This window comes from Methanococcoides sp. NM1, from assembly GCF_900774285.1.
GTDB lineage: Archaea > Halobacteriota > Methanosarcinia > Methanosarcinales > Methanosarcinaceae > Methanococcoides > Methanococcoides vulcani.
In genome coordinates, this window is the sequence record NZ_CAAGTW010000005.1 from 14,695 (window position 1) to 37,160 (window position 22,466).

22 protein-coding genes, 1 tRNA gene and 2 pseudogenes are annotated in these 22,466 nt (G+C 45.0%); 9 read left to right on the forward strand and 16 right to left on the reverse strand.

Annotated features, from left to right (window positions below; all coding sequences use genetic code 11):
- Positions 1 to 40: 40 nt before the first annotated feature.
- The 3 genes from E7X56_RS05950 to E7X56_RS05960 all read right to left on the reverse strand — a co-directional run bounded on the left by E7X56_RS05950 (position 41) and on the right by E7X56_RS05960 (position 6,251).
- The gene (locus tag E7X56_RS05950; RefSeq protein ID WP_135605811.1) at positions 41 to 2,791 is read right to left on the reverse strand and encodes a PAS domain S-box protein; all 2,751 of its coding nucleotides are present in this window, start codon (positions 2,789 to 2,791) and stop codon (positions 41 to 43) included.
- A 241-nt stretch (positions 2,792 to 3,032) separates the two neighbouring features.
- A complete protein-coding gene (locus E7X56_RS05955) occupies positions 3,033 to 5,030 on the reverse strand; it encodes a PAS domain S-box protein (protein WP_135605813.1) in 1,998 nt (665 codons plus the stop codon).
- An 87-nt stretch (positions 5,031 to 5,117) separates the two neighbouring features.
- On the reverse strand, positions 5,118 to 6,251 hold the full coding sequence (locus tag E7X56_RS05960) for an aldo/keto reductase (RefSeq protein ID WP_135605815.1): 1,134 nt from the start codon (positions 6,249 to 6,251) through the stop codon (positions 5,118 to 5,120).
- 128 nt (positions 6,252 to 6,379) lie between these two features.
- Here E7X56_RS05960 and E7X56_RS05965 point away from each other — a divergent pair, with 128 nt between their 5' ends.
- From E7X56_RS05965 to E7X56_RS05975, 3 genes are all read left to right on the forward strand, one after another.
- On the forward strand, positions 6,380 to 6,982 hold the full coding sequence (locus E7X56_RS05965) for a YigZ family protein (RefSeq protein WP_135605818.1): 603 nt from the start codon (positions 6,380 to 6,382) through the stop codon (positions 6,980 to 6,982).
- A gap of 61 nt (positions 6,983 to 7,043) precedes the next feature.
- On the forward strand, positions 7,044 to 7,559 hold the full coding sequence (locus tag E7X56_RS05970) for a GNAT family N-acetyltransferase (protein WP_135605820.1): 516 nt from the start codon (positions 7,044 to 7,046) through the stop codon (positions 7,557 to 7,559).
- A gap of 130 nt (positions 7,560 to 7,689) precedes the next feature.
- A complete protein-coding gene (locus E7X56_RS05975) occupies positions 7,690 to 8,208 on the forward strand; it encodes a phosphate-starvation-inducible PsiE family protein (RefSeq protein WP_244603425.1) in 519 nt (172 codons plus the stop codon).
- 143 nt (positions 8,209 to 8,351) lie between these two features.
- Here E7X56_RS05975 and E7X56_RS05985 read toward each other — a convergent pair whose 3' ends face one another.
- Positions 8,352 to 8,936 (reverse strand): metal-dependent hydrolase, encoded by a 585-nt coding sequence (locus E7X56_RS05985; protein ID WP_135605822.1) that lies wholly within the window; start codon positions 8,934 to 8,936, stop codon positions 8,352 to 8,354.
- Between the two features lie 87 nt (positions 8,937 to 9,023).
- The gene (locus E7X56_RS05990; protein WP_167879460.1) at positions 9,024 to 9,425 is read right to left on the reverse strand and encodes a CPBP family intramembrane glutamic endopeptidase; all 402 of its coding nucleotides are present in this window, start codon (positions 9,423 to 9,425) and stop codon (positions 9,024 to 9,026) included.
- A gap of 34 nt (positions 9,426 to 9,459) precedes the next feature.
- Here E7X56_RS05990 and E7X56_RS05995 point away from each other — a divergent pair, with 34 nt between their 5' ends.
- Positions 9,460 to 10,221: a site-specific integrase gene (locus tag E7X56_RS05995; RefSeq protein WP_167879461.1), complete on the forward strand. Its 762-nt coding sequence runs from the start codon at positions 9,460 to 9,462 to the stop codon at positions 10,219 to 10,221.
- A 333-nt stretch (positions 10,222 to 10,554) separates the two neighbouring features.
- Here E7X56_RS05995 and E7X56_RS06000 read toward each other — a convergent pair whose 3' ends face one another.
- The 11 genes and pseudogenes from E7X56_RS06000 to E7X56_RS06050 form a co-directional block, all read right to left on the reverse strand.
- On the reverse strand, positions 10,555 to 10,749 hold the full coding sequence (locus E7X56_RS06000; RefSeq protein ID WP_091688150.1) for a YegP family protein: 195 nt from the start codon (positions 10,747 to 10,749) through the stop codon (positions 10,555 to 10,557).
- A gap of 252 nt (positions 10,750 to 11,001) precedes the next feature.
- Positions 11,002 to 11,073: transfer RNA gene (locus E7X56_RS06005), tRNA-Gly, on the reverse strand.
- Between the two features lie 136 nt (positions 11,074 to 11,209).
- A pseudogene (gene pscS / locus E7X56_RS06010) lies at positions 11,210 to 12,364 on the reverse strand (O-phospho-L-seryl-tRNA:Cys-tRNA synthase).
- 87 nt (positions 12,365 to 12,451) lie between these two features.
- On the reverse strand, positions 12,452 to 12,727 hold the full coding sequence (locus E7X56_RS06015; protein ID WP_135605828.1) for a DNA-directed RNA polymerase subunit L: 276 nt from the start codon (positions 12,725 to 12,727) through the stop codon (positions 12,452 to 12,454).
- 33 nt (positions 12,728 to 12,760) lie between these two features.
- Positions 12,761 to 13,531 carry an exosome complex RNA-binding protein Csl4 gene (locus E7X56_RS06020; protein WP_244603426.1) on the reverse strand — a complete coding sequence of 257 codons (771 nt, stop codon included), beginning with the start codon at positions 13,529 to 13,531 and terminating at the stop codon, positions 12,761 to 12,763.
- Between the two features lie 149 nt (positions 13,532 to 13,680).
- Positions 13,681 to 14,286, reverse strand: a complete 606-nt coding sequence (locus E7X56_RS06025; RefSeq protein ID WP_135605830.1) for an METTL5 family protein — start codon at positions 14,284 to 14,286, stop codon at positions 13,681 to 13,683.
- 7 nt (positions 14,287 to 14,293) lie between these two features.
- Complete coding sequence (dph2, locus tag E7X56_RS06030; RefSeq protein ID WP_244603427.1) at positions 14,294 to 15,289, reverse strand: diphthamide biosynthesis enzyme Dph2; 996 nt, start codon at positions 15,287 to 15,289, stop codon at positions 14,294 to 14,296.
- Positions 15,276 to 15,848, reverse strand: coding sequence for a hypoxanthine/guanine phosphoribosyltransferase (hpt, locus tag E7X56_RS06035; RefSeq protein ID WP_091688180.1), 573 nt, complete (start codon positions 15,846 to 15,848; stop codon positions 15,276 to 15,278). Before hpt ends, dph2 begins: the two co-directional genes overlap by 14 nt.
- Positions 15,849 to 15,905: 57 nt before the next feature.
- Positions 15,906 to 17,501, reverse strand: coding sequence for a VWA domain-containing protein (locus tag E7X56_RS06040; RefSeq protein WP_135605835.1), 1,596 nt, complete (start codon positions 17,499 to 17,501; stop codon positions 15,906 to 15,908).
- A 13-nt stretch (positions 17,502 to 17,514) separates the two neighbouring features.
- A complete protein-coding gene (locus tag E7X56_RS06045; RefSeq protein WP_244603428.1) occupies positions 17,515 to 18,639 on the reverse strand; it encodes an ATP-binding protein in 1,125 nt (374 codons plus the stop codon).
- 43 nt (positions 18,640 to 18,682) lie between these two features.
- Positions 18,683 to 19,144, reverse strand: a complete 462-nt coding sequence (locus E7X56_RS06050; RefSeq protein WP_244603429.1) for a hypothetical protein — start codon at positions 19,142 to 19,144, stop codon at positions 18,683 to 18,685.
- 114 nt (positions 19,145 to 19,258) lie between these two features.
- Between E7X56_RS06050 and larE the strand changes: the two genes are divergently transcribed.
- The 5 genes and pseudogenes from larE (at position 19,259) to E7X56_RS06075 (ending at position 22,438) form a co-directional block, all read left to right on the forward strand.
- Positions 19,259 to 20,080 carry an ATP-dependent sacrificial sulfur transferase LarE gene (larE, locus tag E7X56_RS06055; protein ID WP_244603430.1) on the forward strand — a complete coding sequence of 274 codons (822 nt, stop codon included), beginning with the start codon at positions 19,259 to 19,261 and terminating at the stop codon, positions 20,078 to 20,080.
- Positions 20,081 to 20,082: 2 nt separating this feature from the next.
- Positions 20,083 to 20,517, forward strand: coding sequence for a GNAT family N-acetyltransferase (locus E7X56_RS06060; protein ID WP_135605837.1), 435 nt, complete (start codon positions 20,083 to 20,085; stop codon positions 20,515 to 20,517).
- 3 nt (positions 20,518 to 20,520) lie between these two features.
- A complete protein-coding gene (locus tag E7X56_RS06065) occupies positions 20,521 to 21,081 on the forward strand; it encodes a DUF531 domain-containing protein (protein ID WP_135605839.1) in 561 nt (186 codons plus the stop codon).
- Positions 21,082 to 21,086: 5 nt separating this feature from the next.
- Positions 21,087 to 21,782: pseudogene (locus E7X56_RS06070) on the forward strand (DUF362 domain-containing protein); the annotation flags it as partial.
- Between the two features lie 203 nt (positions 21,783 to 21,985).
- Entirely contained in the window at positions 21,986 to 22,438 is a 453-nt protein-coding gene (locus E7X56_RS06075) for a DUF362 domain-containing protein (RefSeq protein ID WP_135605843.1), read from the forward strand.
- Positions 22,439 to 22,466 lie beyond the last annotated feature (28 nt).

Below are 22,466 nucleotides of genomic sequence, written 5' to 3' on the forward strand. Positions count from 1 at the left end.
CCTCCGTTCTCAATATCTGATATTCTGTGTTAATAATTATTTACGCTTTCTTTAACGTTACCCAAAATATACTACCGGTTCCATCCGGATTATCTTCAACTCCGACTTCCCCGCCATGAAGTTCAACGATCCTCCTCACAATTGCAAGACCAAGGCCACTTCCTTTTATTTTGCAATTTCCCGATGCTCGTTTGAAACGATCGAATATCAGGTCTTTGTCCTCGTCTGCAATACCTTTTCCTGAATCAGTTACTGTGACCTTCCAGTATTCATCTTGATCTTTCACGTCAATTTTGATATTTTCGTTTTCAGGACCGTATTTTACAGCATTTGATATCAGATTTGCAAAAACTTCCTCTATCATCGGGTTTACAAGTGCATCATACCTGCCTTTTGTTTCAAGCACGATCTCCATCTCTTTCTGGGCTGCCTGGTATTCAAAATGAGATCGGCAATCATTCAGGATATTTGTAATGTCCACTGGTTCAAAATCGATCTCATCCGTCGATTCCAATTTGGCAAAAGCTGCCACACATTCGATAATTTCGATGAGCTTTTGATTTGTGTTATCAATTCTGTCCAGCTTCTGTAACTTATTTTCATCATCTTCCTCGATAAGCAAAAGATGAGTATATCCGTCTATGACAGTTGCATGGTTCAGAAGATCATGGCTCAGGATATCCGTAAAAATACCTTTAAATTCATTTGAGTTCTCAAGTTGCTTTGCATATTTCCTGAGCATTTCCTCAGTTTCCTTGATCTCGGTCACATCAAAAATTGCTCCGACAAGTCCGGCTTTCTCCCCGTTCAGATATGTGAATAATGATTTGTTGAACACGACTCTACGTCTTGAACCATCTGTTATTGATTCGGTCCATGATTCATATACCTGTATTTCACCGTTTTCGAAAAGTTCATTGTCCTTTTCATAATATTGTTGTGCAAGATCCTCGGGAGCCAGTTCAAAAACAGTTCTTCCGACGAGTTCTTCTCTTTTTATTCCTATAAAATCCTCAAATGCTTTGTTGCATCCAAGATACATGCCATCTTTATTCTTGTAGAACACAGGTAAGGGGATAGCATCTAAAAGTTCCTGCAGGAAATGGAAATATGTCTTTTGAACCTTTTCAGCCTCTTTCCTTTGTGTGATATCATTTCCAATAGCGATCGACCCAATAACATCCCTATTTTCATTAACAAGGTTTCTCGAGTTCCATGATATTATACGTTCTTCACCATCTTTTCTTGTGATAGTGGTCTCAAGTCCGGCTACTCGCTTACCTTGTTCTAAAATAGCTTTGGCTTCTGCAAATACCTCATTACGATATTCTTCTACTGGATACAGCAGATCCCAGATCTTAGTACTGCCAATAATCTCTTCTCTGGCGTATCCACTTATTTTTTCTGCAGCATTGTTCCATATAACAACCTCTGCATCTTTGTTGAGAACGTTAAGCCATATATCTGCATTTTCAATAACGGTTTGCTGGAATTGCGTCAGGTTGCATATCTTTTCATCATCCAGTAGTTTTTCAGTGATATCCTCTACTGTAAAAGTAATTCCTGATGGTGGGTTCTTTGGATCGATAAGGGCAAAAGTAAAGGCAACGTCAATTTTCTTTCCGTCCTTGCGTATCCATTTTCCCTGTGCCTGGATTGGTTCTTTGTCCTCGACCAGTCCTTTCAATATATTGCCGACTCTGTAGTACTCTTCTTCATCAGGATAAAGGAATTTTGAATTAACTCCCACAATTTCCTCTCTTGAATATCCGACCAGTTCGCACATATTGTCATTAACATCTCTGAATGCCCTGTCCCAAACCACCCCAATTCCTATCGGTGTTGCAAGGAATACACTTCTGATCTTTGCTTCCTTTTCCTTGATCTCCTTCTCATAATTCTTTTTCTCGGTGATGTCCTGCAATGTATAAATGATCCCTCTGGATGGGTCTTCCTTATCCAGAAGTGCAAGTTTCATGGAAATATTAATAATTCTTCCGTCTTTGTGCCTGAATCGGGTTTGTGTTGTTCTTGTGCGTTTTTCCCTGATAACGGCCTCCATTTCTTCCCCGACGATCCTGTAACATTCATCAGATGGATAGAACATACGGGTGTCTTTTCCGAGGATCTCCTCTTTTAAATATCCAAGTATGTGAGAAGCTTCTTCATTAGAATCCAATATTTTTCTGTCACACGTAACTCCCATTCCGATCGGAGCAACATCAAAAAGACGACTTATATGTTTCTCTTTCTGTTTTAACGTCTCTTCAGCACGTTTTCTTTCTAGTATCTCTTTTTTGAGCTGATCATTGGCTTTTTCCAGTTCAGAAGTTCGAAGTTCGACGAACTCTTCGAGACGGTTACGGTACTTTTTTAGCTCATCTTCCGCGATCTTGTGTCTGGTGACATCCCGGATCACGCCAATTATTCCCGGGGAATTACCATCTTTATCGCTCTGGAAGTATGGGTAGTTCTCAATCCAGTGCACATTTCCTTCACTGTCGAGCAATCGAAATGTAGTGGTAAATGCTTTCTTTTCCCTCATTCCTTTTTTGAAATCAGCTACTTCCTTTTCACGATCTCCCGGATGAATGTAATTCTCAAAATAGTTGTTCACCATCTCTTCAGGATCGATCCCATAGCGTTTAATTTGAGGACTTATGTAAAGTACAACACCTTCTTCATTTATGATGTAGATCATATCATTGGTGTTCTCGATCAGGTATCGGTATTTTTCTTCCCCTTTATTCACCAGATCGTCTATGGAAACATAGTCTGCAGTAGCTGTCATTGTAGTTTGTCCCCTTGAGCAGTAAAAAAACAAAACAGAATATTATTATGCTCTGATGAAGTATATAACTATATTTGTCTGGTCTAAAAAAGCGATACTTATCGACCCAATGGTACTTGCAAAGTGTTTCTGCGAATGTATAATCTGTGACCTACAAAGTTGAGAATCAAAACTTAAAATTATTAGTGCCTGATCTGTGATCTGACAGCTACTTTTGATCCATAGGATAATTGGAGATATTTCATACTTTCCTGAACATTACCCCGAACACAGTTCCTCTGTTTCTTGGATTGTCCTCCACACTGAGATCTCCTCCATGGAGGTCAACGATCCTTTTAACGATAGCAAGTCCGAGTCCGGTACCTTTCACTCCCTTTTTGTCCACACGTTTGAAACGGTCGAACACCAGTGACTTTTCATCATCCGGTATACCCTCTCCAAAATCGGTAACTGTGACCATCCAATCCCTGTCCTTATCCAGGATATTAACAATAATCTTTGAGTTATCGGGACCATACTTTATGGCATTCGATATCAGGTTTGCAAACACTTCCTCTATCATAGGATTGGCCAATGCATTGTATTCTCCGTGTATCGGAAGTTCGATAGAAACGTTTTTCTGGTTGGCCTGATACTGGAAATGTTTCACGACATCTTTTAACATTCCTGCAAGTTCTATTGACTCGAACTTGATGTCATCGATCGTTTCGAACTTAGCAAAAGATGCTGCGGATTCTATGAGTTCCATAAGCTTACGGTTACTGAACTCGATGTTCTCCAGCTTCTTTATCTTCATTTCATCCTTTTCCATCTCAAGAAGCATGTATGCAAATCCGTTGACCACATTTGCATGGTTCAGGAGATCATGACGCATGATATCCGTGAATATTTCTTTAAGTTCATTGGAATGCTCAAGTTGTTCAGCATACTCTTTCAGGATCATTTCAGATCTGACGCGATCAGTGATGTCAAGAATTACACTTATAACTCCCAGGATATTCCCTTTTATGTCAGTAAAAACAGATTTATTGACCATAATGTTGTGCTTTTTCTGATCACTGGCGTAGATGACTTCTTTTTCATAGGTCTTTGATCCGCCTGTCTCGATGAGTTCCCTGTCCGTGTAATATGATTCACCGGTCGGGTCTTCAACCTGTAGTTCTGAGGTTATTTTTCCAGTTATATCTTCTTTTTTGATACCGGAAAAGTTCTCAAATGCTTTGTTGCATCCAAGATAACCCCCCTCTTTATCTTTGTAACATATAGGTGCAGGTATGGCATCAATGAGTTCCTGCAGGAAATGGACATGCTTTATTTGCATCTCTTCTGCTTCTTTTCTTCTGGTAATATCATTACCGATGCCGATAGTTCCGATGTTCTCGCCTTTTGAGTTCAGGAGTTTCTTGTAGTTCCATGAAACGACACGTTTTTCCCCATCCTTTCTTGTGATGGTGGTCTCCAGGTCGGATATCTCCGATCCTTTTTCTATGATCCTGGAAATTGTTGAAAAGACCTCATCGCGATATTCTTTATCCGGGTATAACTGATCCCAGATCATCGTGCTGCCGACAACCTCATCCCTTGTGTAACCACTGATCGTTTCTGCAGCATTGTTCCATATAACGACCTCCACGTCCCTGTTAAGCACATCAAGCCATATGTCCGCGTTCTCAATGACGGTTTGCTGGAACTGGCTCAGGCTGACGATCCTTTCTTCTGTTCTTTTCAGGTCCTCTATCTCCTGTTCAAGGGGTTCCCTGGGCCTTGTAAGTTCAGCATTTCGAAGTACCAGGCTTTCATCAAATTCATCACGATATCTCTGCAGCTCTTTTTCCATTGCGATGTGTTCAGTGACATCTTTCATGATGCCGATGATCCTGGAAGGGTTCCCATTTCTACCGCTCTGGAATTCGGCATGGTTCTCAAGCCAGTGTTCTTTCCCATACTGGTCAAAGACCCTGAGCAATGTGTCAAAAGATGTGTTTTCCGTCATCATCTTCTGGAATCCGGATGCCAGATTTTCACGGTCTGATGAATTGATATAGTTCAAAAAATGAGTGTCATACATCTTTTCAGAGTCCAGCCCATATTTCCTTATCTGGGGACTGATGTAATCTATAACACCTTCCGAATCTAAGATATAGGATATATCGCTGATGGTTTCGATGAGGAAGTCGCATCTATTTTCTTCCGCATTCAATGCATCATGCATGGTGACGCTCTCTATATGACCTGTCATTTTGGGCTGCCTACAAAAAAATAAATTATACTTATAATTATGAGTACTTAATTCTATATGAATTTTTTTGAGTATGTATTTATTTCTTCAGTTCTCAAGTATTTTTGAAACGTGTTTTAACATCTTTTGTATCGAAATATGTTGTGGACATTTCTGTTCACAGAGTCCGCATTCAACACATCTGGATGCTCTTTCCTCAGGTGGTACGAACAGATCGTAGTGAAGACGTGCTTTTTCAAGATTCCCGTACATGGAAGCACTGTTCAGGTAGGTAAATGCAGCAGGTATGTTCACTCCGGAAGGACATGGCAGGCAGTATTTGCAGTCGGTACAATCAACTTCGATCTTTTCAAGATATATGTCCTTAACTTTCCCGATGAGCTCATGCTCTTTCTCAGAAAGCGATCCTGCAACCCCTTTTTCGGCATAGGCGATATTCTGTTCCACCTGCTCGAAATTGCTCATTCCGCTCAGGACGATGCTGATCTGTGGCTGGTCCCAGAGATACTGCAGACACCAGTTTGCAGGTGTGCGTTTAACATCTGCACTGTCCCATATCTGTTGCACGTCATCGGGGATCCGGACAAGACTTCCGCCACGCAGTGGTTCCATGATGGCAACACCAAGGCCTTTATCGGCAGCGTACAGCAGACCTTCCTTTCCTGCCTGGTAGTTCTCATCCATGAAGTTGTACTGTATCATGCAAAAGTCCCAGTCATAGCCATCCACGATCTCTTTGAACACTTCGATATCGTCATGGAAGGAGAATCCGATATACTTTATCTTCCCGGCTGATATTGCATTTTCAATAAAGTCGAACATTCCCAGCTCTTTCATCTTTTCCCAGTGGCCTCTGGTAAATCCGTGCATGAGGTAGAAATCGATGTAGTCTGTCTGAAGCCTGCGAAGCTGAGCGTCAAGATAGCGGTCCATATCCTCTTTCTTTTCCACCAGCCATAGTGGAAGTTTTGTTGCAAGATAGATCTTTTCACGATAACCGCTGTTCAGCACTTTTCCCACGAATGGCTCGCTTTTTCCTTCATGATAGGGATAAGCTGTGTCAAAATAGTTCACACCCTGGTCGATGGCGTATTCTATCATCCTGGTTGCCTGCTCTTCATCGATCTGGTCATCTTTTCCATCGATGACAGGAAACCTCATACACCCAAAGCCAAGTATTGAAACGTTCTCTCCTGTTCTTCCAAATTTGCGGTATAACATCTCATCCCTCTATTTTATGTATCATCAGCTATCTCTTGAGGTTGCACGGTATTGCATCGAAGTTCTTCTACAGTTTTTATGATAGATGTTTACCGCTATTAATATTCACTCGTTGTGCTGGTGATCCTTTGTATCGAACGGTCAGGTCTGATGGTGTTGCCCAAAAGGAGTTCAAGAACTCGGTCTTCATAGGCCATGCTGCTCCTATAAGGGATGAAGCTGCTGCAAAGGCCTTTTTGCTTGCCGTTAAGGAGCGATATGGTGATGCTAACCACAATGTTTCTGCTTATCTGATCAAGAACGGCAGCACCCTTGTGGCAAAGTATGATGATGACGGCGAGCCCGCAGGCAGTTCAGGGAAGCCGGTCTTCAAGGTGCTGGAACTTAAAGAGCTGAGCAATGTGGCAGTGGTGGTGACCCGTTATTTCGGTGGCATAAAACTGGGATTCGGAGGCCTTTCCAGAGCCTACAGGGAGGCAGCAGTAGCAGCCATCGAGGAAGCCGGTATCATTGAAGTGCATGAGATGACGACCCTGAAACTGAAGGTCACCTATTCCGACATCCAGCCTGTGAAGAAGCTGATCGAAGAATATGGTAACCTGCTAAATGAGAACTACACCGATATTGTGGAACTATCTGTTGAAGTGAGAAAAGGCACCGAGGACGTTTTCATCTCACAGATCACGGACCTGACAAGGAACAGGGCTAATGTGGCATATATTAATGATTGATCTCCCTCTTACAAGTAAACTATTTATTTCAGGCAATCTATCTTTTTTGTGGGGATCATATATGCGGATCAGAAAAGAAGAAGATACCGATTATATCGCGATCACAGAGGTGAACGATCATGCTTTTGGCCAGGAGTACGAGGGCCAGCTTATTGTAAACTTAAGGATGCACTCCGATTTTGTTCCTGAGCTTTCATTGGTTGCCGAGGTAGATGGCAAGGTTGTAGGGCATATCCTGTTCTTCCCGATCAAAGTTGTTGACGATGGCAAGGAATTTGATTCCCTTTCACTGGCACCAATGTCCGTTCTCCCAAAATTCCAGAAGCAGGGTATTGGCAGTGCCCTTGTAAAGGAAGGACTTACTGTGGCTGAGAACCTCGGATACAGTTCGGTCATTGTTCTCGGACATCCCGAGTACTATCCGCGCTTTGGTTTCAGGCTTGCATCTCAGTGGGATATCAGAGCTCCTTTTGAAGATGTACCGGATGAGGCATTCATGGCAATAGAGCTTGTTGATGGCGCACTGGATAATGTCAGAGGTGTTGTGGAATATCCTGAGGAATTCTGTGAGGTCTGAAGTTCTTTAAACCAGGCTTTTCCATAATTCAACTCTCCGGTTATTCTCTCCTCTTCCCTTCTTTATCTATATACTCTATTTATTCTACAGTCCTATCTATATTCTATCCAGACAAGCTCTATATATTGCAATGCCTATTCCTCGTCTGAGGGTCGTAAAAATGGCTCCTCCTTCAGGCAACATTATGATAGACAATACAAAAATATTCAGGAAAATAATCAATTCAATAACGACCCTTGTCCTGTACATCCTTCTCCTGACACTGGTCGTTGGAATGGCTAAAACAGTGCTGGACCTGAGGTTCACTATATTCTCATCTCTGGATGTTGGCTTCAATCACATGGTCTCCAGCGTGCTCACGATCTTCATACTGATCGACCTGTTCAACACTTTCGTAGATTACCACGAGCATGAGCGCATCAAACTGACATATGTTACTGACGCCACCATCCTGATCGTGATGCGCGAGATCGCTGTGGGCATGTACGCAAAGGAGTTTGAGTCCGGATTCATCCTTGCTCTTGCAGCACTGATACTGGTACTGGGAATTGTGCGTGTGCTTGCGATCAGGTATTCCCCTGAGGACCTGCATGATATTGTACCGCCATTTATGGCCGGGAAGCAAAAAGAAAAGGAAATGGAAAATTAATGAAAGACAAAATAACAGGTATGGGTCCTGTTCATCCTGTTAGTTGCTTTCGGGAATTTGTTATGCTTTCTTCCCATTTTCCATTAAAATAAATGGCATTTGTGACCACAAGTTTGGTGTGCTTGTCAAATGTCAGTAGAAAATTACTTTTCGGACCTATATCTGAACTCAAAACCAAGGTGATTCAACGCAAACAATGCCATCATTATCACAACAGCGATAAAGAAGATCGATGCATAGCACGCCAGCAGATAATGAAGGAAATCAACTCTTGCAAATTCCATATCCACATACGAAAATATGCTGATTGGTCTATTGTATATCGGATAAAAATAGTCCATGTCGTATCTGGCAAGATCATCCAGCAATAGATGTGAAAGGGACGCAGACTCGGCAAAAAGCCCCATGTACACGGCCTTGCCAAATTCCCGATATAGCATATATCCAACAAATGTTCCAATTAGGAGCGCAGAGGAACTGAACAGCAGTGAATGCGTTGGGATTGGTCCAATGTGGCAGTGTTCTATAGTACCATTTACAAGAATGTTATAAACAGTCATAATGTCCGGGTACAGTGCAAAGAAAGCTCCTATAAACAGCAGCAACAGGATATGCCCGATATCTCTGGATGAGATCTCTCTGCGAAGGAGCCCTACAAAGGTAGTATAGACTGCTATTGCACAGATACAGAATACGAAGAACATAACATGCGCAACTGGATATGGCATATTAATAGATAGAACCTCAGTGCGTATAAATTTATCTGAGATGTGCTGGCGGCGTTGAATTGTTCTACCACTTATCCAATGAAATGATCAAGCATTCCGCATCACCACATCCACCTGCCACGCCAAAACTACTATCAAAGCCACTCCTGCCCACAGCAAAAACTGATACACCTCTGCCGACCCCGGCAGCTCAAAAAGCTCCCCGACAAAGTTGATCATGAAGTGGAACAGGATGGCAGACAGCGTGCTGCGGTTGGTGTTGTTGTAGATCCACGTCATAACAACGGACACCAGGATAAGATTTAGCACAAACAACCAGAAGCCCGTCGTCCCGAACCCCAGCCCGTAATGGTAGCTCCCTTCAATAAAGAACAGCGGCATGTGCCACAGCGCCCAGACCGATCCCAATATGAGACTTGACCCGACCGCACTCCACCTTGCCTGAAGCCGGTCAAGAGCATACCCACGCCACCCGATCTCTTCCGGCACAGGACCGAACAACAAAATAAAGACCATGAACGGTATGATCGCAACCGGCTCCCCAATAAACCGCGCCAGAGCCTCCGGTTGCATCCCGACACCCCCCAAGCAGCACATCCAGCACCCCCTCCACAGCAGCCACCAGCGGCACCGTGAGAAAGATCACCACATACCACTTTTTACCGATAAGCTTCGGATCGATGATACGGCGCCAGTAATCACGTCTTCCTTCCCGACCCTGCGTACGGTATGTCAGCACAATGGCACTGAGGGCCGGACCGATACCTCCCAGTGCGAACAGACCGACCACCTCACAATCAACGAGTATCAAACCCTGCTCAGAGCAGTTGAGATGAAGTATGATGGAATGGAGAGGAAGGCTCTCAGGAACCTTCAGATTAAGGAAAGGAACAAACTCCTCTTGCAGATGATGTGGGTTACTGGAGGAAGGATTAGCGATGTTCTGAGTATCAGGACTGAGGATATTGATTTCAACAAACTGACAATCCGCTTCTATGTGAAAAAGAGGAGGATTTGGCATACATTGAGTATTGATTCGGATATTGCATTGATTATTTCCAATTATATCAGGACATGGAAGGTTGAAGGCGTGCTTTTCAAGGGCTTTGGCAAGGACGAGAAGGTGATTACGAGGCAGTATGTCAATAGGATGCTTGAAGAGTACTCGGAAATTGCAGGAATAAGGAAGATTCATCCACACCTTTTCAGGCATGGATTGGCGACGTATTTGCTGTCACAAGGTGTTCCTATGGAAGTGATTTCGTTCAGGTTGAATCATATATAGTACGATGACTACTGCGAAGTATTGTGCGAGGATTACACCGGATATTGAAAGGGACTTGATTAAGCAGCATGTGGAGAGTTTGATGGGGTGATGGAAAATAGCTACAGTAGAAGGAGCATCTGTTTGACATTTCCGATTTTGAAGGAATAGGAGGTTCGGATTCCTCCCCCCCATATTTATTGGTGGATACAATAACAAAGCCGATGTTGGAGGACTCGCATTCGAATGATTTGCTTTTGATTTCCAGTGGAAATGTGGGCAGTCACAACATATTAAAATATTAAAAAGTTTATATATGTTTAAAAATCCATTCCGAATATCCGGAATGAAAACTTATTCTTCCTCAGAGGGTGTTTCGATCTCAACTATCTCGGCATCCATAGCATTGTTCTTGACAGACTCTATACCATTCAAGCAGCCTGCTTTGGTCGAATAGCCCTGACCTGTTGCTATGATTTCTCCATTCCTTGCTTTGAGCCTGAACCTGTATTTTCCACTTTTGTCAGTATATATCTCAAACTTTGACATATTCTCACCCCTTTCAGTAAAATAATCTATTAACAATGTGTTACACAGCAGCATAACACCGATTATTGACTTCTATTAAATTCTAATGCTGTTTTGATTTAAATGCTTTTCGTCCGGAAAGCCTTTGTTCATAATCTCCCTCGACGAAAACTTCGATGGCGACATAAAAGTTGTACAAAAAAGTGACAATTCCGACCTCGAAACAAGAGTAGCTTCACTGGAACAACAGGTAAAATCACTATCAGAAACCCATGCGACTGCCGGGATTCGAACCCGGGTTCTAAGCTTGGGAAGCTCAGGTCATAGCCTCTAAACCACAGCCGCACACTGTACTATCTTTCTTTATTCTTTTTAGATTATAGCTGTTTTGGTTTGTCGGTGGCGATTTGTGGGGCGTTGTGATTAGCGATCAAGTGAAAAAAGAGAATGAAAAGAATAAAAAAAGAAAGTGAGGCTACCCTCACTCGTATTTCTGGATGATCTCGTCGAAAGAATCTGCGATGTATGAGAGCTTTTCCCTGCCGACGCCGAAAGTGCTGAGCTTGAAGTATTTGGTAAGGCCGGCCTTGATACCGTGGATGTTCCTGCTCTTGAGCTCTTTGTAGAGGAAGTATCTGCCTTTCTTGGCCCTTGTGGAGATCTCATAGAGGTTGGGGGCCTCGAAGAACATCAGGTCGTGGTTGTGGGGCTTCTCTCCCATCTGGATCAGGCCGAGGTTCTCAAGCTTTTCGGAGAACCAGCGGGCATCTGCGACCTCGTTGTCCCAGTTGCGGGTTCGTTTGACGACCTCGGGGAAAGATCCTATCATGGTCATCAGGGTAGCGCTGCGGGCGGTACAGCCCAGAAGCTCTATTTCCTTGTTCTTGTTTGTGGGGGATTTCCTGAACACGGTTTCGGCATAGTCGCCGTTGACACCGAGGACTCCGATAGGTCCGCAGCTTGCCATTGACTTGTGTCCGCTTCCTACAATGAAGTCAACGCCCAGTTCCTTGGCGTTGACCGGCATCCTTCCCACGGAATATGCACAGTTGAGGAGCAGAGGGACGTCGTACTCGTGGCAGATGGAAGCGATCTTCTTGGCATCTGCAAGGTTTCCGTAACTGCCGTCGGGGTATGTCAGGAGTGCCAGTGCCGGGGCCTTGCCGGTCTCACTGATGGTTTCCTCGATGGTGGTGCCGTAGCCTTCAGGATCGATGTAGTAATCCGGGCGCTCGGTGTGTGGCACCTTTCTGATCTCCATGCCGACACGCTGTGCAGCGACCACTGAGGAGTAGTGTGCAAGGCCGTCCATGACCACCGTGTCGCCTTCCTATCCCACCGAATGCATCACAGCGAACTTTGACTCACGAGCGCCGTGGGTGATCCTTGCTTCGTCCACTCCCAGGAATTCCGGGAGGGCATTATGCACAAACTCCTGCACCGGGGGTTTCTTGATAAGGTCAAGGACGCCTCCGCAGTTGTCGCAGATGGAATAACCATCTCCCCATTCGACAAGTGCGCGTCTGGCATCTTCTGTAAGTATTCCTCCGGTCTGCAGGGGGTCGATATTGATCAAACCCTTGGCCGGGCGTTCGATAAATCCAAATTTCTGTAATGATGCATCATCAAGTGTCATATATTCACATCAGGGTCGGGCTATTAATACAGCCGTATTTTTTGTAAAGTCTCAACTATTGCTGTAAGTTGCAAAAAGAAAAAAGGTTCATTCAACAGCCTTGTTAAAGACTGAGATGAACTCGTCGCACTCTGTGATCAGTGTTGCAACAGCATCTTTGACAACATCTATAGGATCAGCGTTCTCTGTCTTGATGAACAGGATCGGTTCACTGATCGTAACGTGTTTCATGTCATATGATGCCGTATGGACACGTTCGTCTTCAAGAAGAATGATCTTGAGCATGTTCAGGAGTGTATGACTTTCTCCTATAATCTCAAGTTTCATTTCATCTTCTGATTTCTCTAAGATCTTAAGTTCCATTAAATGATCTCCTGCAATGATTATGTGATATGATCAAATTACACCTGTGCCATAGCCTGAAGACAACTTGCGTGATTCAATATGTCCGCACTCAGGGCACTTCAGTTTATTATCATCGAGCTGAAGGGTGGTACCACAATTGGCACATCGTGCGGTCATTACTCCAAGCTCATCTCCGGCAGTGGTCATCCTCATGTTATCGGTGTTGATGATCTTTGCCTTAACAACATCTGAAACGGAGAACTCCTGTGACATTTCCTTCACATATGATTCCTTCACATTGGACACGTGGATCGCAGCGATGCCCGGATTGATGAACTCACGGTCATCATTTCCTTTGATCCCGCCGATCTGGACAAGCGCCATGGAGTCGCGCACGTTCATGATCGTTCCAACGATAATATCTCCTCTGCTAATGGTCGGAGGTATGCTTGTGGTTGGCTTGACTGTGATCTTCCTGCGTTTCTTGTTGACCATTACATATCCGGTAGCCAAGGTGTGGATATCTCCCCTGATCGTATATGTGTTGTCTCCGCCTTCGAACTCTTCTGTAGTACCGATAAGGTCTCCCGGCAGTACAAAGGTCTTCTCTTCAGGAGATATATGTTCAAGTTCCTCAATTTCAGGCTCTGCTTCTGGTTCCGGTTTAGGTCTGGATCTGCCCCTGTTGTCTTTCCTGGAGTCTCTGCTGTCCTTCCTGGATCCTCTGTTGTCCTTTCTGGAATCTCGGTTGTCTTTCCTGGGGGTGCTGTCTCTCTTAGGAGCCCTGCTCTTTTCCCTGTCCCCGGTCTTTTTCTCTGCCACTTCTACCTTTTCGCTGGCAGCCTTTACTGTTTCTTCTTCGACCTTGGTCTCTTCAGTTGAAGACTTAATGTTCCTTCTGGTCGTTTTCTTACGGTTTCTTATTCTAATAGGAATCCCTCTTGTAGATTAGATATGCCAGGTTATTTTGCTCAATTGTCCTGGTCATTTTCCTTTGTTATCCTGTAGATTTCTACCTCAATTCTTTCTACATCTTTTTTATGGAATTTAAAGGTTCGTTTTATTGGAAACCCTGTATTATACCATTCTGTAATAACAGCAGGTTCTATAAATTTTTTGACAAAGGCCAGACTTCCACTATTATGTATGGAATACGTAACATCCCCAACTTTCATGGCAGTTGAAAGGAACGGCCTGTCGCTGCCTTTGACCTGTGCTCCAAATGGCGGGTTCATCACAACGGTATGTGCATGTCCCCTCACCTGTCTTACATCAAGACATTCAAATTCCACTTCAACACCGAGCTTTTCTGCGTTCTCCCTTGCAATATCAAGGGCAGCAGGATCGGAATCAAAGCCGACAACCCTCTTTGCACCAAGGACCTTAGCACCAATTGCCAGCATCCCTGTGCCGCAGCCCAGGTCGTAGACGGTGTCATCAAGGTCGCCTTTCATGAACGCGAAATGAAGCAGTTCCGCAGCAAGTACAGCCGGAGTCGAATATTGTTCAAGTGTGACATCCGGGGAATCAAAACTTCTCACCTTTTCAAGAAGTATCTCCAGCTTGCGTTGTTTCATTGCTTCCTTACTCTCCCCTTATCTCATCAAAGGTTATCTCTTCCCACTCGCGCTCTCCGATCACGATCTCGAACTCCTGTGGGGTCAGCATAGGTGCAGAGAACCTGCCAACTTCATCAACTGCAAGTCTTGGACAGGCGGTGCTCACAAAAGCATCCACCTTGAACTGCAGCATCTGGTCAGGTGTTATCAGGTCCATTGTGAGTATATAAGCGGTCTTGCCTCTCTTTTCAGCAAGCTCTTTCAACTGCCTGGCAAGAGCCATTCGGTATTGCCCGGGTTTTGTCGATACCAGTATCCCGAAGGTTTCCGCATCCAGTGAATTGGCAATAACCGCACTGCGCTGTTTTAGTATCCTTCTGGGATCTACCTCACGCACCTCATTTGAGAACGGATCTGCGACCAATACCCTTTTTCCGGTAGCCAGTGAAACTCCAAGGGGGTGGAACTCCCCACTTCCGATGTAGAGGAACTCATCACAGTCAAGACCGTCAGCAACTGAGAAATTGCATCCGAGAACCTGGCCTGCATAGGCTATTTTGCTGTCCCCTCTTCCTATAAGGCACTCCTTTCCTTCGGATTCAAGGATATCACAAACCTCCGGCAGCTTCTGTATATGCTGTACCGTGGTGAGCACTCCGACACGCTTGCCTCTTATCTCAGGAACAGCTTTCCTGACAACTTCCTTCACGTCCGCATCGGAGCGTGTTTCGATAAAAATGACCTTCTCACTGTAGCTGTTATCATCAAGCTGAGCATGGCCGAAATGGAACAAAATGTCAACATTGTCAAGGATGGCAACATCAAGATCACATGCACCATAACAGGGGTTTGCAGAGATCAGTATGTCAACACCGGTAGCTTCACTTATCTGTGATGCGATGGCAGGTGCACGTCTTTTAAAGCCTTCAGGGAACTGCAATCCGATAATTGCAGGTTGTGCATCCTTTATGATATCAATTATATGTTCGATCCTGAAGTCGAAGGGTTCACTGCTGCTCACCAGCCACCTCCAGAATGGAGACTCCGTTTTGGTCAACATCGATCTTGACCAGGGTGTCGATCTCATAGCCCATATCACGCATCTGAATGGCACCATCGCCCCTGCTGATAACAACGATCACGTTAGTGATTTGTGCTCCCATCTTCTCAAGGGCTGGCAGAAGTGCTTTTAGTGTACCTCCGGTACTGATCACATCGTCAACCACAAGCACCTTTTCGCCCTTGTTCACGCCATTGATGTACAGTTCTCCCTTTGAGTAGCCGGTGCTCTGGGACAGGATTACCTCTCCTTCGAGTCCGTATTGCCTCTTCCTTACAATGGAGAATGGGATGCCTGTCTTCAGGGACAGGGTAGTTGCAAGGGGGATGCCCATTGCCTCAATAGAAACTATCCTGTCATAATCGGTACCTGCGATGCTGATCATGTGTTCAGCGATCTCATCGAGCAGTTCGGGCTCGAGTGATGGTACGCCGTCCGATATCGGGTGAATGAAATAAGGGTATTCGCCTCTGTTCACAATAGGTGCTTTCCGGAGTGATTCCTGAAGAACTTCTAACATATTATCGTGCCCTTTCAATTTAGGTCAGGCCATATTAACAGCCTCGGACCGTTACGATCATGCTTTCGTCACTTTAGACGAAGCAGAAGATGCAATATCCGTCAGATCGTCACGTTCCTCTTTTATTGCAGAATAAAGTGTTTCCTTACTTAAAAGTACTGGATGGTAATACCTGCCACCGGCAACCTCTGCCAGACCCTCGGCAAGCACGCTGCCACTGTTGCTGATGTCTACGACCAGCATGTTGACCTTGTGGTCTGCGACCCTCCTGCACACCTGCATAAGTTCCCGTTTGATGTTGCCTCCAAGGTGCATCGGGACGTTTGCCGTACCATCTGTGACCAGTATCATAATAGGAACCGCAGCAGGTTCACGTTTAACCTCCTGAAGCAGTGTCTCAAGCCCGGTAAGCATTCCTGATGCCATTGGGGTCGTGCCTCCGAACGGGACCATTTCCAGATACCTCTTTGCAGCTTCCACCGATGATGTGAACGGCAGTACAAGTTCTGCTGACCTTCCGCTGTACGTGACCAGTGAAATACGGTCTCTTCTCTGGTATGCATCCTTTAGTAATGCAAGTACAACATCAGTTGTGATCTTTATCTTCTCGCTCTCATCCATGGAGCCGGACGTATCAAAGACGATGTTAATGAGCGTGGATATTCTCCGACGCCTTATCTTCTCCCGTATGTCGCTCTTTTTGACAACGATCTTCCCGTCCACAGCACGATGTGCTGCTGCACGAATGGTGGGAGCAATAGCAATATCCGTGATCTTGTCACCGGGCATCCGGTATCTGACATACCTCCCACGTTTGCTTTTGGTAAGTACTTCTGCACGCCTGCCCGATTTGAGCCTGCCTGTCACGACCTTCTTTTTTTGCTTGTTCCTGGCAAAATCGGTGAGTATCTTGCTAACGACCTTCTCATCCTCTAAAGAATCTTTCCTCTGCCCGTTTGCAGGTGTTTCTTTGACTGAAGGGGTTTCTGCTTCTGACCTTATACCTGCATCCGAATCAGCCTGTACTTGCTCCTCCTCTTGTTTCTCTACCAGTGGTCGGATCTCTGCCGGCAGAGTGTCTTTCGAAACGGTTTGTAATGCGGTCTCAGGAGCCCTGACCACAGCTGTTGTGTCGTTATTGTTGTTGTTATTGTTGGCCTTTTTGACAAGTACCGGAGCCTTTTTCCTTATCCTTCTCGGTCCGCTCTTAACACATGGTTCGTATTCTGTTGGAACAAGATGAACCTGGACATCTTCATCACTGCATTCTTCAATCTCTTCGGTGACCTTGATGTTCATAACTTCGATCGTGTCATCAATGGGTAGAGGTTCAGTTTCGTCTTTTAGTTCTTCATCAGGAGCTTTCGGGACGCTGACCTCCTCTTCAATTGAAGTGAAAAAAGCTATCGGCTCTACAACAACATGGTCGTTATCAGAGATTATAAAAACGTCTTCCACATCTTCCGGATGCAGCTTTTCAGTCATGGAAAGCAATTTCTCATGCACTGCTAATGTATTCTCCGCGCTGATCTGTGAAAGTTCTTCCAGCGGCAATCTGATGCTGAGAACAGGTCTCCCGGGGTTGAAGACCTTTATATCATAATCCCGGTCAAGACCTCTTCGCATACGCGATGCAGTAACTTTGCCCTTCATCCGTTATACCTTATCAGACACTTCCGTTCACCACAGCGCGAAGCTGTTCTGCACTGAACTCCTCTTCTTCGAAAGGTTTCTTTCGCATCCTGTGGGGCAGCACCATCTCGGCAGCCTCGATAATATCCTCGTTTGTGATCCTTTCACGGTTCTCATAAGCTGCATTTGTACGTGCAGTACGCTCGATCATGATGTCAGCTCTGTGACCATCAACATTGAATGCCACGCATATCTGTGCGATGGTCCTTAGGTTCTCACGTGTGGTCGTGATCCTTCCAAGCAACTGCTTTGCCTTGATGATCCTGGTACGCAACTTCTCCTGTTCGTTCTCAAAATCCCTTCTGAACTGTTGCGGGTCCTTGTTGAACTGGTTCCTTCTTTCAATGATCTCTATGCGCTGCTCGATATCAGCAATACCTTCAACTTCCACCTGCAGGGCTATCCTGTCAAGGAGCTGTGGTCGAAGTTCCCCCTCTTCGGGGTTCATGCTTCCAACGATGATGAAGTTGGCAGGATGGCTGACACTGACCCCTTCTCTTTCGACGGTATTAACGCCCATTGCTGCGGCGTCCAGTAAGGCATCCACAACGAAGTCATCCAGAAGGTTGATCTCATCAACATACAGGAGATTTCTGTTAGCATTTGCCAGGATCCCGGGCTCAAAGGCCTGCACTCCTTCCTTGACCGCCTTTTCGATGTCAAGGCTGCCTACTACCCTGTCCTCTGTGGCACCGACCGGCAGGTCCACGACTTTCATGGGTACCTTCTCTATCTTGATCATCCCTTTTTTCTGCTTATCGTTGCATTCCCAGCAGAACTTTTCCGGGTCAAGGGGGTCACAGTTGTACTTACATCCTCCAATGACCTCGATCTCCGGAAGGATCTCTGCCAGTCCCCTTACAGCGGTTGATTTTGCTGTCCCCTTCTGTCCTCTTATCAGCACACCGCCAATAGAAGGGTTAATGGCGTTCAGGATAAGTGCACGAAGCATCATCTCCTGCCCGACAATGGCAGAGATGGGATACATTACCCTCTTTGTTTTGGTCGGTGTTTTCTGTCTGTCCTCAAATCTGGTCCTTTTCTCTTCTCTAGGCTTCGGGACTTCCTTTATGCTGCCTGTGATATTGGTAAAGCTCATGATATCTCCATCCTGTGAATTTTTAGCATAGATGTTATTCTGGTCACATGTATCTCAGGATCAGGGCAGAAGTGAGTGCTATGAACAGCAGTATCAGCCCAATGATGAACAGTATGAATACGATCTTCATCCTGACAGTCTTTTCCGGTTTGCTCAATGCATTTAGCTCTATCAGGGAATATAACATGGTTATCAGGAACACTATCGATGAAAGTAGTAGCAATGATCCTGCCACGACTATGAATTCAGCGGTCCATGTAAGGTCATTTGCATTTATCAGGTCTATGAAGAAGCTCTTTCCGTGGCGTTCATAGGCGGAGGTTATCCACATCATAGTGTACGCGATCTCTGCAGCACCCAGTATTGCAGAGCATATGGAGGTTGCCAGAAGGGTGGCCATGGCTCCGATATCCGGTAATTTCAAGTCGATCTGCCATTCATTTTCCACTTTTTCACCTTTCTCTCTTATTGTAAATGAGCTCTTCATCCCTCGAGCTATCATCATAATTATCAGTAATTTACTTCATTTATATTGTTGAATTAATAAAACTTTATCTGTATATTGTCTTATTTTGCAGCTTGCACTACTTATTTATCCATATGGAACTTTGGAACTGTTGTGAGCATACCTGAAGATCCATCCCTGTTAGAAAAGATCGAAATGATCAAAGGGGCGATAGCTGAAAAAGAAAAAGTACTGGTTGCATTCTCCGGAGGTGTGGACAGTACAACTCTGGCAGCCCTTGCTTTTGAAGTTCTGGGGGATAATGCCCTCGCAGTGACGCTTGATTCCTGTGCGATCCCCAAAAGTGAGCTGGAGAATGCAAAGAGGACTGCAAAACAGATCGGTATCCGTCATATTGTATTGGAACACGACATGCTGTCCAATGAAATGATCAGGCAGAACGACCCGGACAGATGCTATTATTGTAAGAAGCTCTTCATGAGAACATTGAAGGATGTGATTGATCAGGAAGGCCTGAATGTGCTGCTTGAAGGCACCAATGCTTCCGAGATCACCGGAAGAAGGCCGGGCTGGGCTGCAATAAATGAGGCAGGAGATCTTGTCTTTACACCTTATACGGAGTTCGGGATCACAAAAAAGGAAGTGCGTCAGATGGCGCGCCATCTGGGACTTGAAGTTGCCGATAAAGTCTCTAATGCATGTCTGTTATCAAGATTGCCTTATGGTGCAGAAGTAACAAATTCAGCCCTCAGGAGAATTGAACGTGCAGAAGAGTTCCTTCTGTTTCTTGGGATCACACATATCCGGGTCCGTGAACATAATGACATTGCACGTATTGAGGTATTGCCGGTAGATTTCCCTGTTGTTCATGAAAAAAGGGAGGAATTGCTGTCCCGTTTCAAAGAACTTGGTTATTCCTACATTACGCTTGACATGGAAGGATTTAGAAGTGGAAGCATGGATGAGGTGCTATAAGAATGTCCGAATACATTGACGTGGCGATCAGGGAGGCTGGTGAAAAGGATGGTGAGTCGGTCCAGTGTCTTCTTTCAACGTATTTCCTTGACATGGATGAAGTTCCGATCGATGATTTCATTGTTGCAGAGGCCAGTGGCAAGATCGTGGGTGTTGCAGCTGTTGCGGACAGGAGCTGCTGTGAGATCCACTCTATAGCGGTACATCCCAATTATCGTGGTAACGGGATCGGTTCAAAGATGGTTTCCTCCATCTTTGAAAGTGTAAACAAAGAGAGGATCTACGTCAGGACCACTTCGCCTATCTTTTTCAGAAAATTAGGTTTTATAGAACTTCCGATGTCTGAGAAAGCTAACTTATGGGATGATTGTCGGAAATGCGATAGATTTGACAGATGTAAACAGCACGTGATGTGCATTCAAATGGATGAGGTCTGAACTGTGTTAACTCTTGGTATTGTGAATACTTATGATAAAATTAAGGTGCTTGATGCCCATTACCGCGCAATTGCAAGGGCTGCACCAATTTGTTATGCTTATGGTTTTACCCTTTGTCTTTTTGATTTTCCTTTCAAGATGACCCCGGAAGAACTTGTGGAATATGTAATGGACAAGACGACCATCGGTGAGTCCGGGAAATACCTGAAATTGCTTCATGAAAGCAACCGCTTGTTCGTTTTCGACCTTCCAAAGAAAGGCTTCCAGTCCCAGTTCGGAACTGCTGTGATAACCAGTTCAAAGCCGGAGGTAAAATACGCTGTAACTCCTGAAGAGATCGCGGATGGAGTGGAGCATAATCAGTCCTATCTTCTGCTTGTCGGGCTTGGCAGGAAAGGTCTGCCCAAAAAATTGTTCTCATTTTCGGATCACCATCTTGACATTACATGTGAAGGGATCTCTCTTGAGACATGCACTGCTATCGGCACGATACCCTCCTACATAATGGGTATTGTTAACACCAGAAAGAAGCTGAAAGATACTTCCAAAGGCAGGGGGCATTAAAAGGGATGACATCAGGGTTTCAGGTATCCATAGTGCGCTGTGAAGATTATTCGCATGCCAAAGAAGCTGTCAGAGAAGCAGTTGAACTGATCGGCGGGCTTGAACCTATTATCTTTCCAGGTGCACGGGTACTTCTCAAACCTAATCTTCTTGCTGCAATGCCTCCTGAGAAAGCGGTCACTACACATCCTGCCATTGTATCTGCAATGTGTGAACTTGTTGTGGAGGCAGGAGGTATCCCCATTGTAGGTGATGGGGCAGGTATAACTCATCCGGGAGTTACTGAGGAAGCCCTGGATATATCGGGTATAAGGGAAGCAGCCCAAAAAGCAGGTGCTGAAGTTCTGAGCTTTGAGACATCCGGCTATGAGGTTGTTGATGTTCCCGCCTCATCACATTTCTCTAAGCTCTACATTGCAAAGCCTGTACTGGATGCAGATGTGGTAATATCACTTCCAAAACTTAAGACCCATGAACTGACCCTTTATACAGGTGCTGTAAAGAATATGTTCGGTGCGATCCCCCTGAAGCTCAGGAAGGAAGCCCATATGCTTGGTAAAAAGGACCTTTTCTCAGAGGCGGTAGTGGATATATATTCCGCAAGGGTCCCCCATCTTGTGTTAATGGATGGTGTTGTGGGAATGGAAGGCAATGGTCCTGCAAGAGGCACGCCTGTGAATGTGGGTATAGGGATCTCTTCAACATCGTGTGGGTAACTAAATTTATTCACATCTACCTTTCATGCGTCATGGAATTCAAAGAACGAATGCAAATCGCAATCGAATGAGCAAAAATACCACATCACAATTAAAGGATTGTACAGGGAGATTATCTATAATTGCGAATATTTGCTTGCAGGACGTTAAAATTACCCACTCGATGTTAATGAGAACCGGGTATAGTGATGGCAAGCTATGACTGCGTATCCCTGGATGTTGTAGCATCAAAGGTAATTGGTCTTGATCCGATTGTAGTCCCGACCAACAAGGCAGCAATTGAGAGGGGATATGGTACTCTGGATCCGGAAGTATCAGGAGTTCCTCTGGATGATGTGCGTATGAAGTTCAAGCTATCAGGCACGACCCTTGTGGGAAGTGCACCACCTTTCCTTGTCAGCAGGCTTGGGAAACTTTTCACTATCAAGCCTTTTATCAATACTTCGCAATGCACCATGTGTGGCGCCTGTGTTTTGAACTGCTCGGCGCATGCTATTGAACAGAAAGACGGTCGGCTGAAGATCAACCACAATAAATGTATTCTCTGCTATTGTTGCCGTGAGCTCTGTCCTTCAGGTGCTGTGGAAATGAAACGTTCACTTGTTGCAAAGCTATTGCTTAAGATAAGGAACAGGGACTAATCTCTGATATGCTTAAAAAAGGGTTAAG

Coding starts and splice junctions, on each gene's coding strand:
- E7X56_RS05950 (WP_135605811.1), bottom strand. CDS start 2,791: ATGACAGCTACTGCAGACTATGTTTCCATAGACGATCTGGTGAATAAA.
- E7X56_RS05955 (WP_135605813.1), bottom strand. CDS start 5,030: ATGACAGGTCATATAGAGAGCGTCACCATGCATGATGCATTGAATGCG.
- E7X56_RS05960 (WP_135605815.1), bottom strand. CDS start 6,251: ATGTTATACCGCAAATTTGGAAGAACAGGAGAGAACGTTTCAATACTT.
- E7X56_RS05970 (WP_135605820.1), top strand. CDS start 7,044: ATGCGGATCAGAAAAGAAGAAGATACCGATTATATCGCGATCACAGAG.
- E7X56_RS05975 (WP_244603425.1), top strand. CDS start 7,690: ATGCCTATTCCTCGTCTGAGGGTCGTAAAAATGGCTCCTCCTTCAGGC.
- E7X56_RS05985 (WP_135605822.1), bottom strand. CDS start 8,936: ATGCCATATCCAGTTGCGCATGTTATGTTCTTCGTATTCTGTATCTGT.
- E7X56_RS05995 (WP_167879461.1), top strand. CDS start 9,460: ATGATCGCAACCGGCTCCCCAATAAACCGCGCCAGAGCCTCCGGTTGC.
- E7X56_RS06000 (WP_091688150.1), bottom strand. CDS start 10,749: ATGTCAAAGTTTGAGATATATACTGACAAAAGTGGAAAATACAGGTTC.
- E7X56_RS06015 (WP_135605828.1), bottom strand. CDS start 12,727: ATGGAACTTAAGATCTTAGAGAAATCAGAAGATGAAATGAAACTTGAG.
- E7X56_RS06025 (WP_135605830.1), bottom strand. CDS start 14,286: ATGAAACAACGCAAGCTGGAGATACTTCTTGAAAAGGTGAGAAGTTTT.
- hpt (WP_091688180.1), bottom strand. CDS start 15,848: ATGTTAGAAGTTCTTCAGGAATCACTCCGGAAAGCACCTATTGTGAAC.
- E7X56_RS06040 (WP_135605835.1), bottom strand. CDS start 17,501: ATGAAGGGCAAAGTTACTGCATCGCGTATGCGAAGAGGTCTTGACCGG.
- E7X56_RS06045 (WP_244603428.1), bottom strand. CDS start 18,639: ATGAGCTTTACCAATATCACAGGCAGCATAAAGGAAGTCCCGAAGCCT.
- E7X56_RS06050 (WP_244603429.1), bottom strand. CDS start 19,144: ATGATGATAGCTCGAGGGATGAAGAGCTCATTTACAATAAGAGAGAAA.
- E7X56_RS06060 (WP_135605837.1), top strand. CDS start 20,083: ATGTCCGAATACATTGACGTGGCGATCAGGGAGGCTGGTGAAAAGGAT.
- E7X56_RS06075 (WP_135605843.1), top strand. CDS start 21,986: ATGGCAAGCTATGACTGCGTATCCCTGGATGTTGTAGCATCAAAGGTA.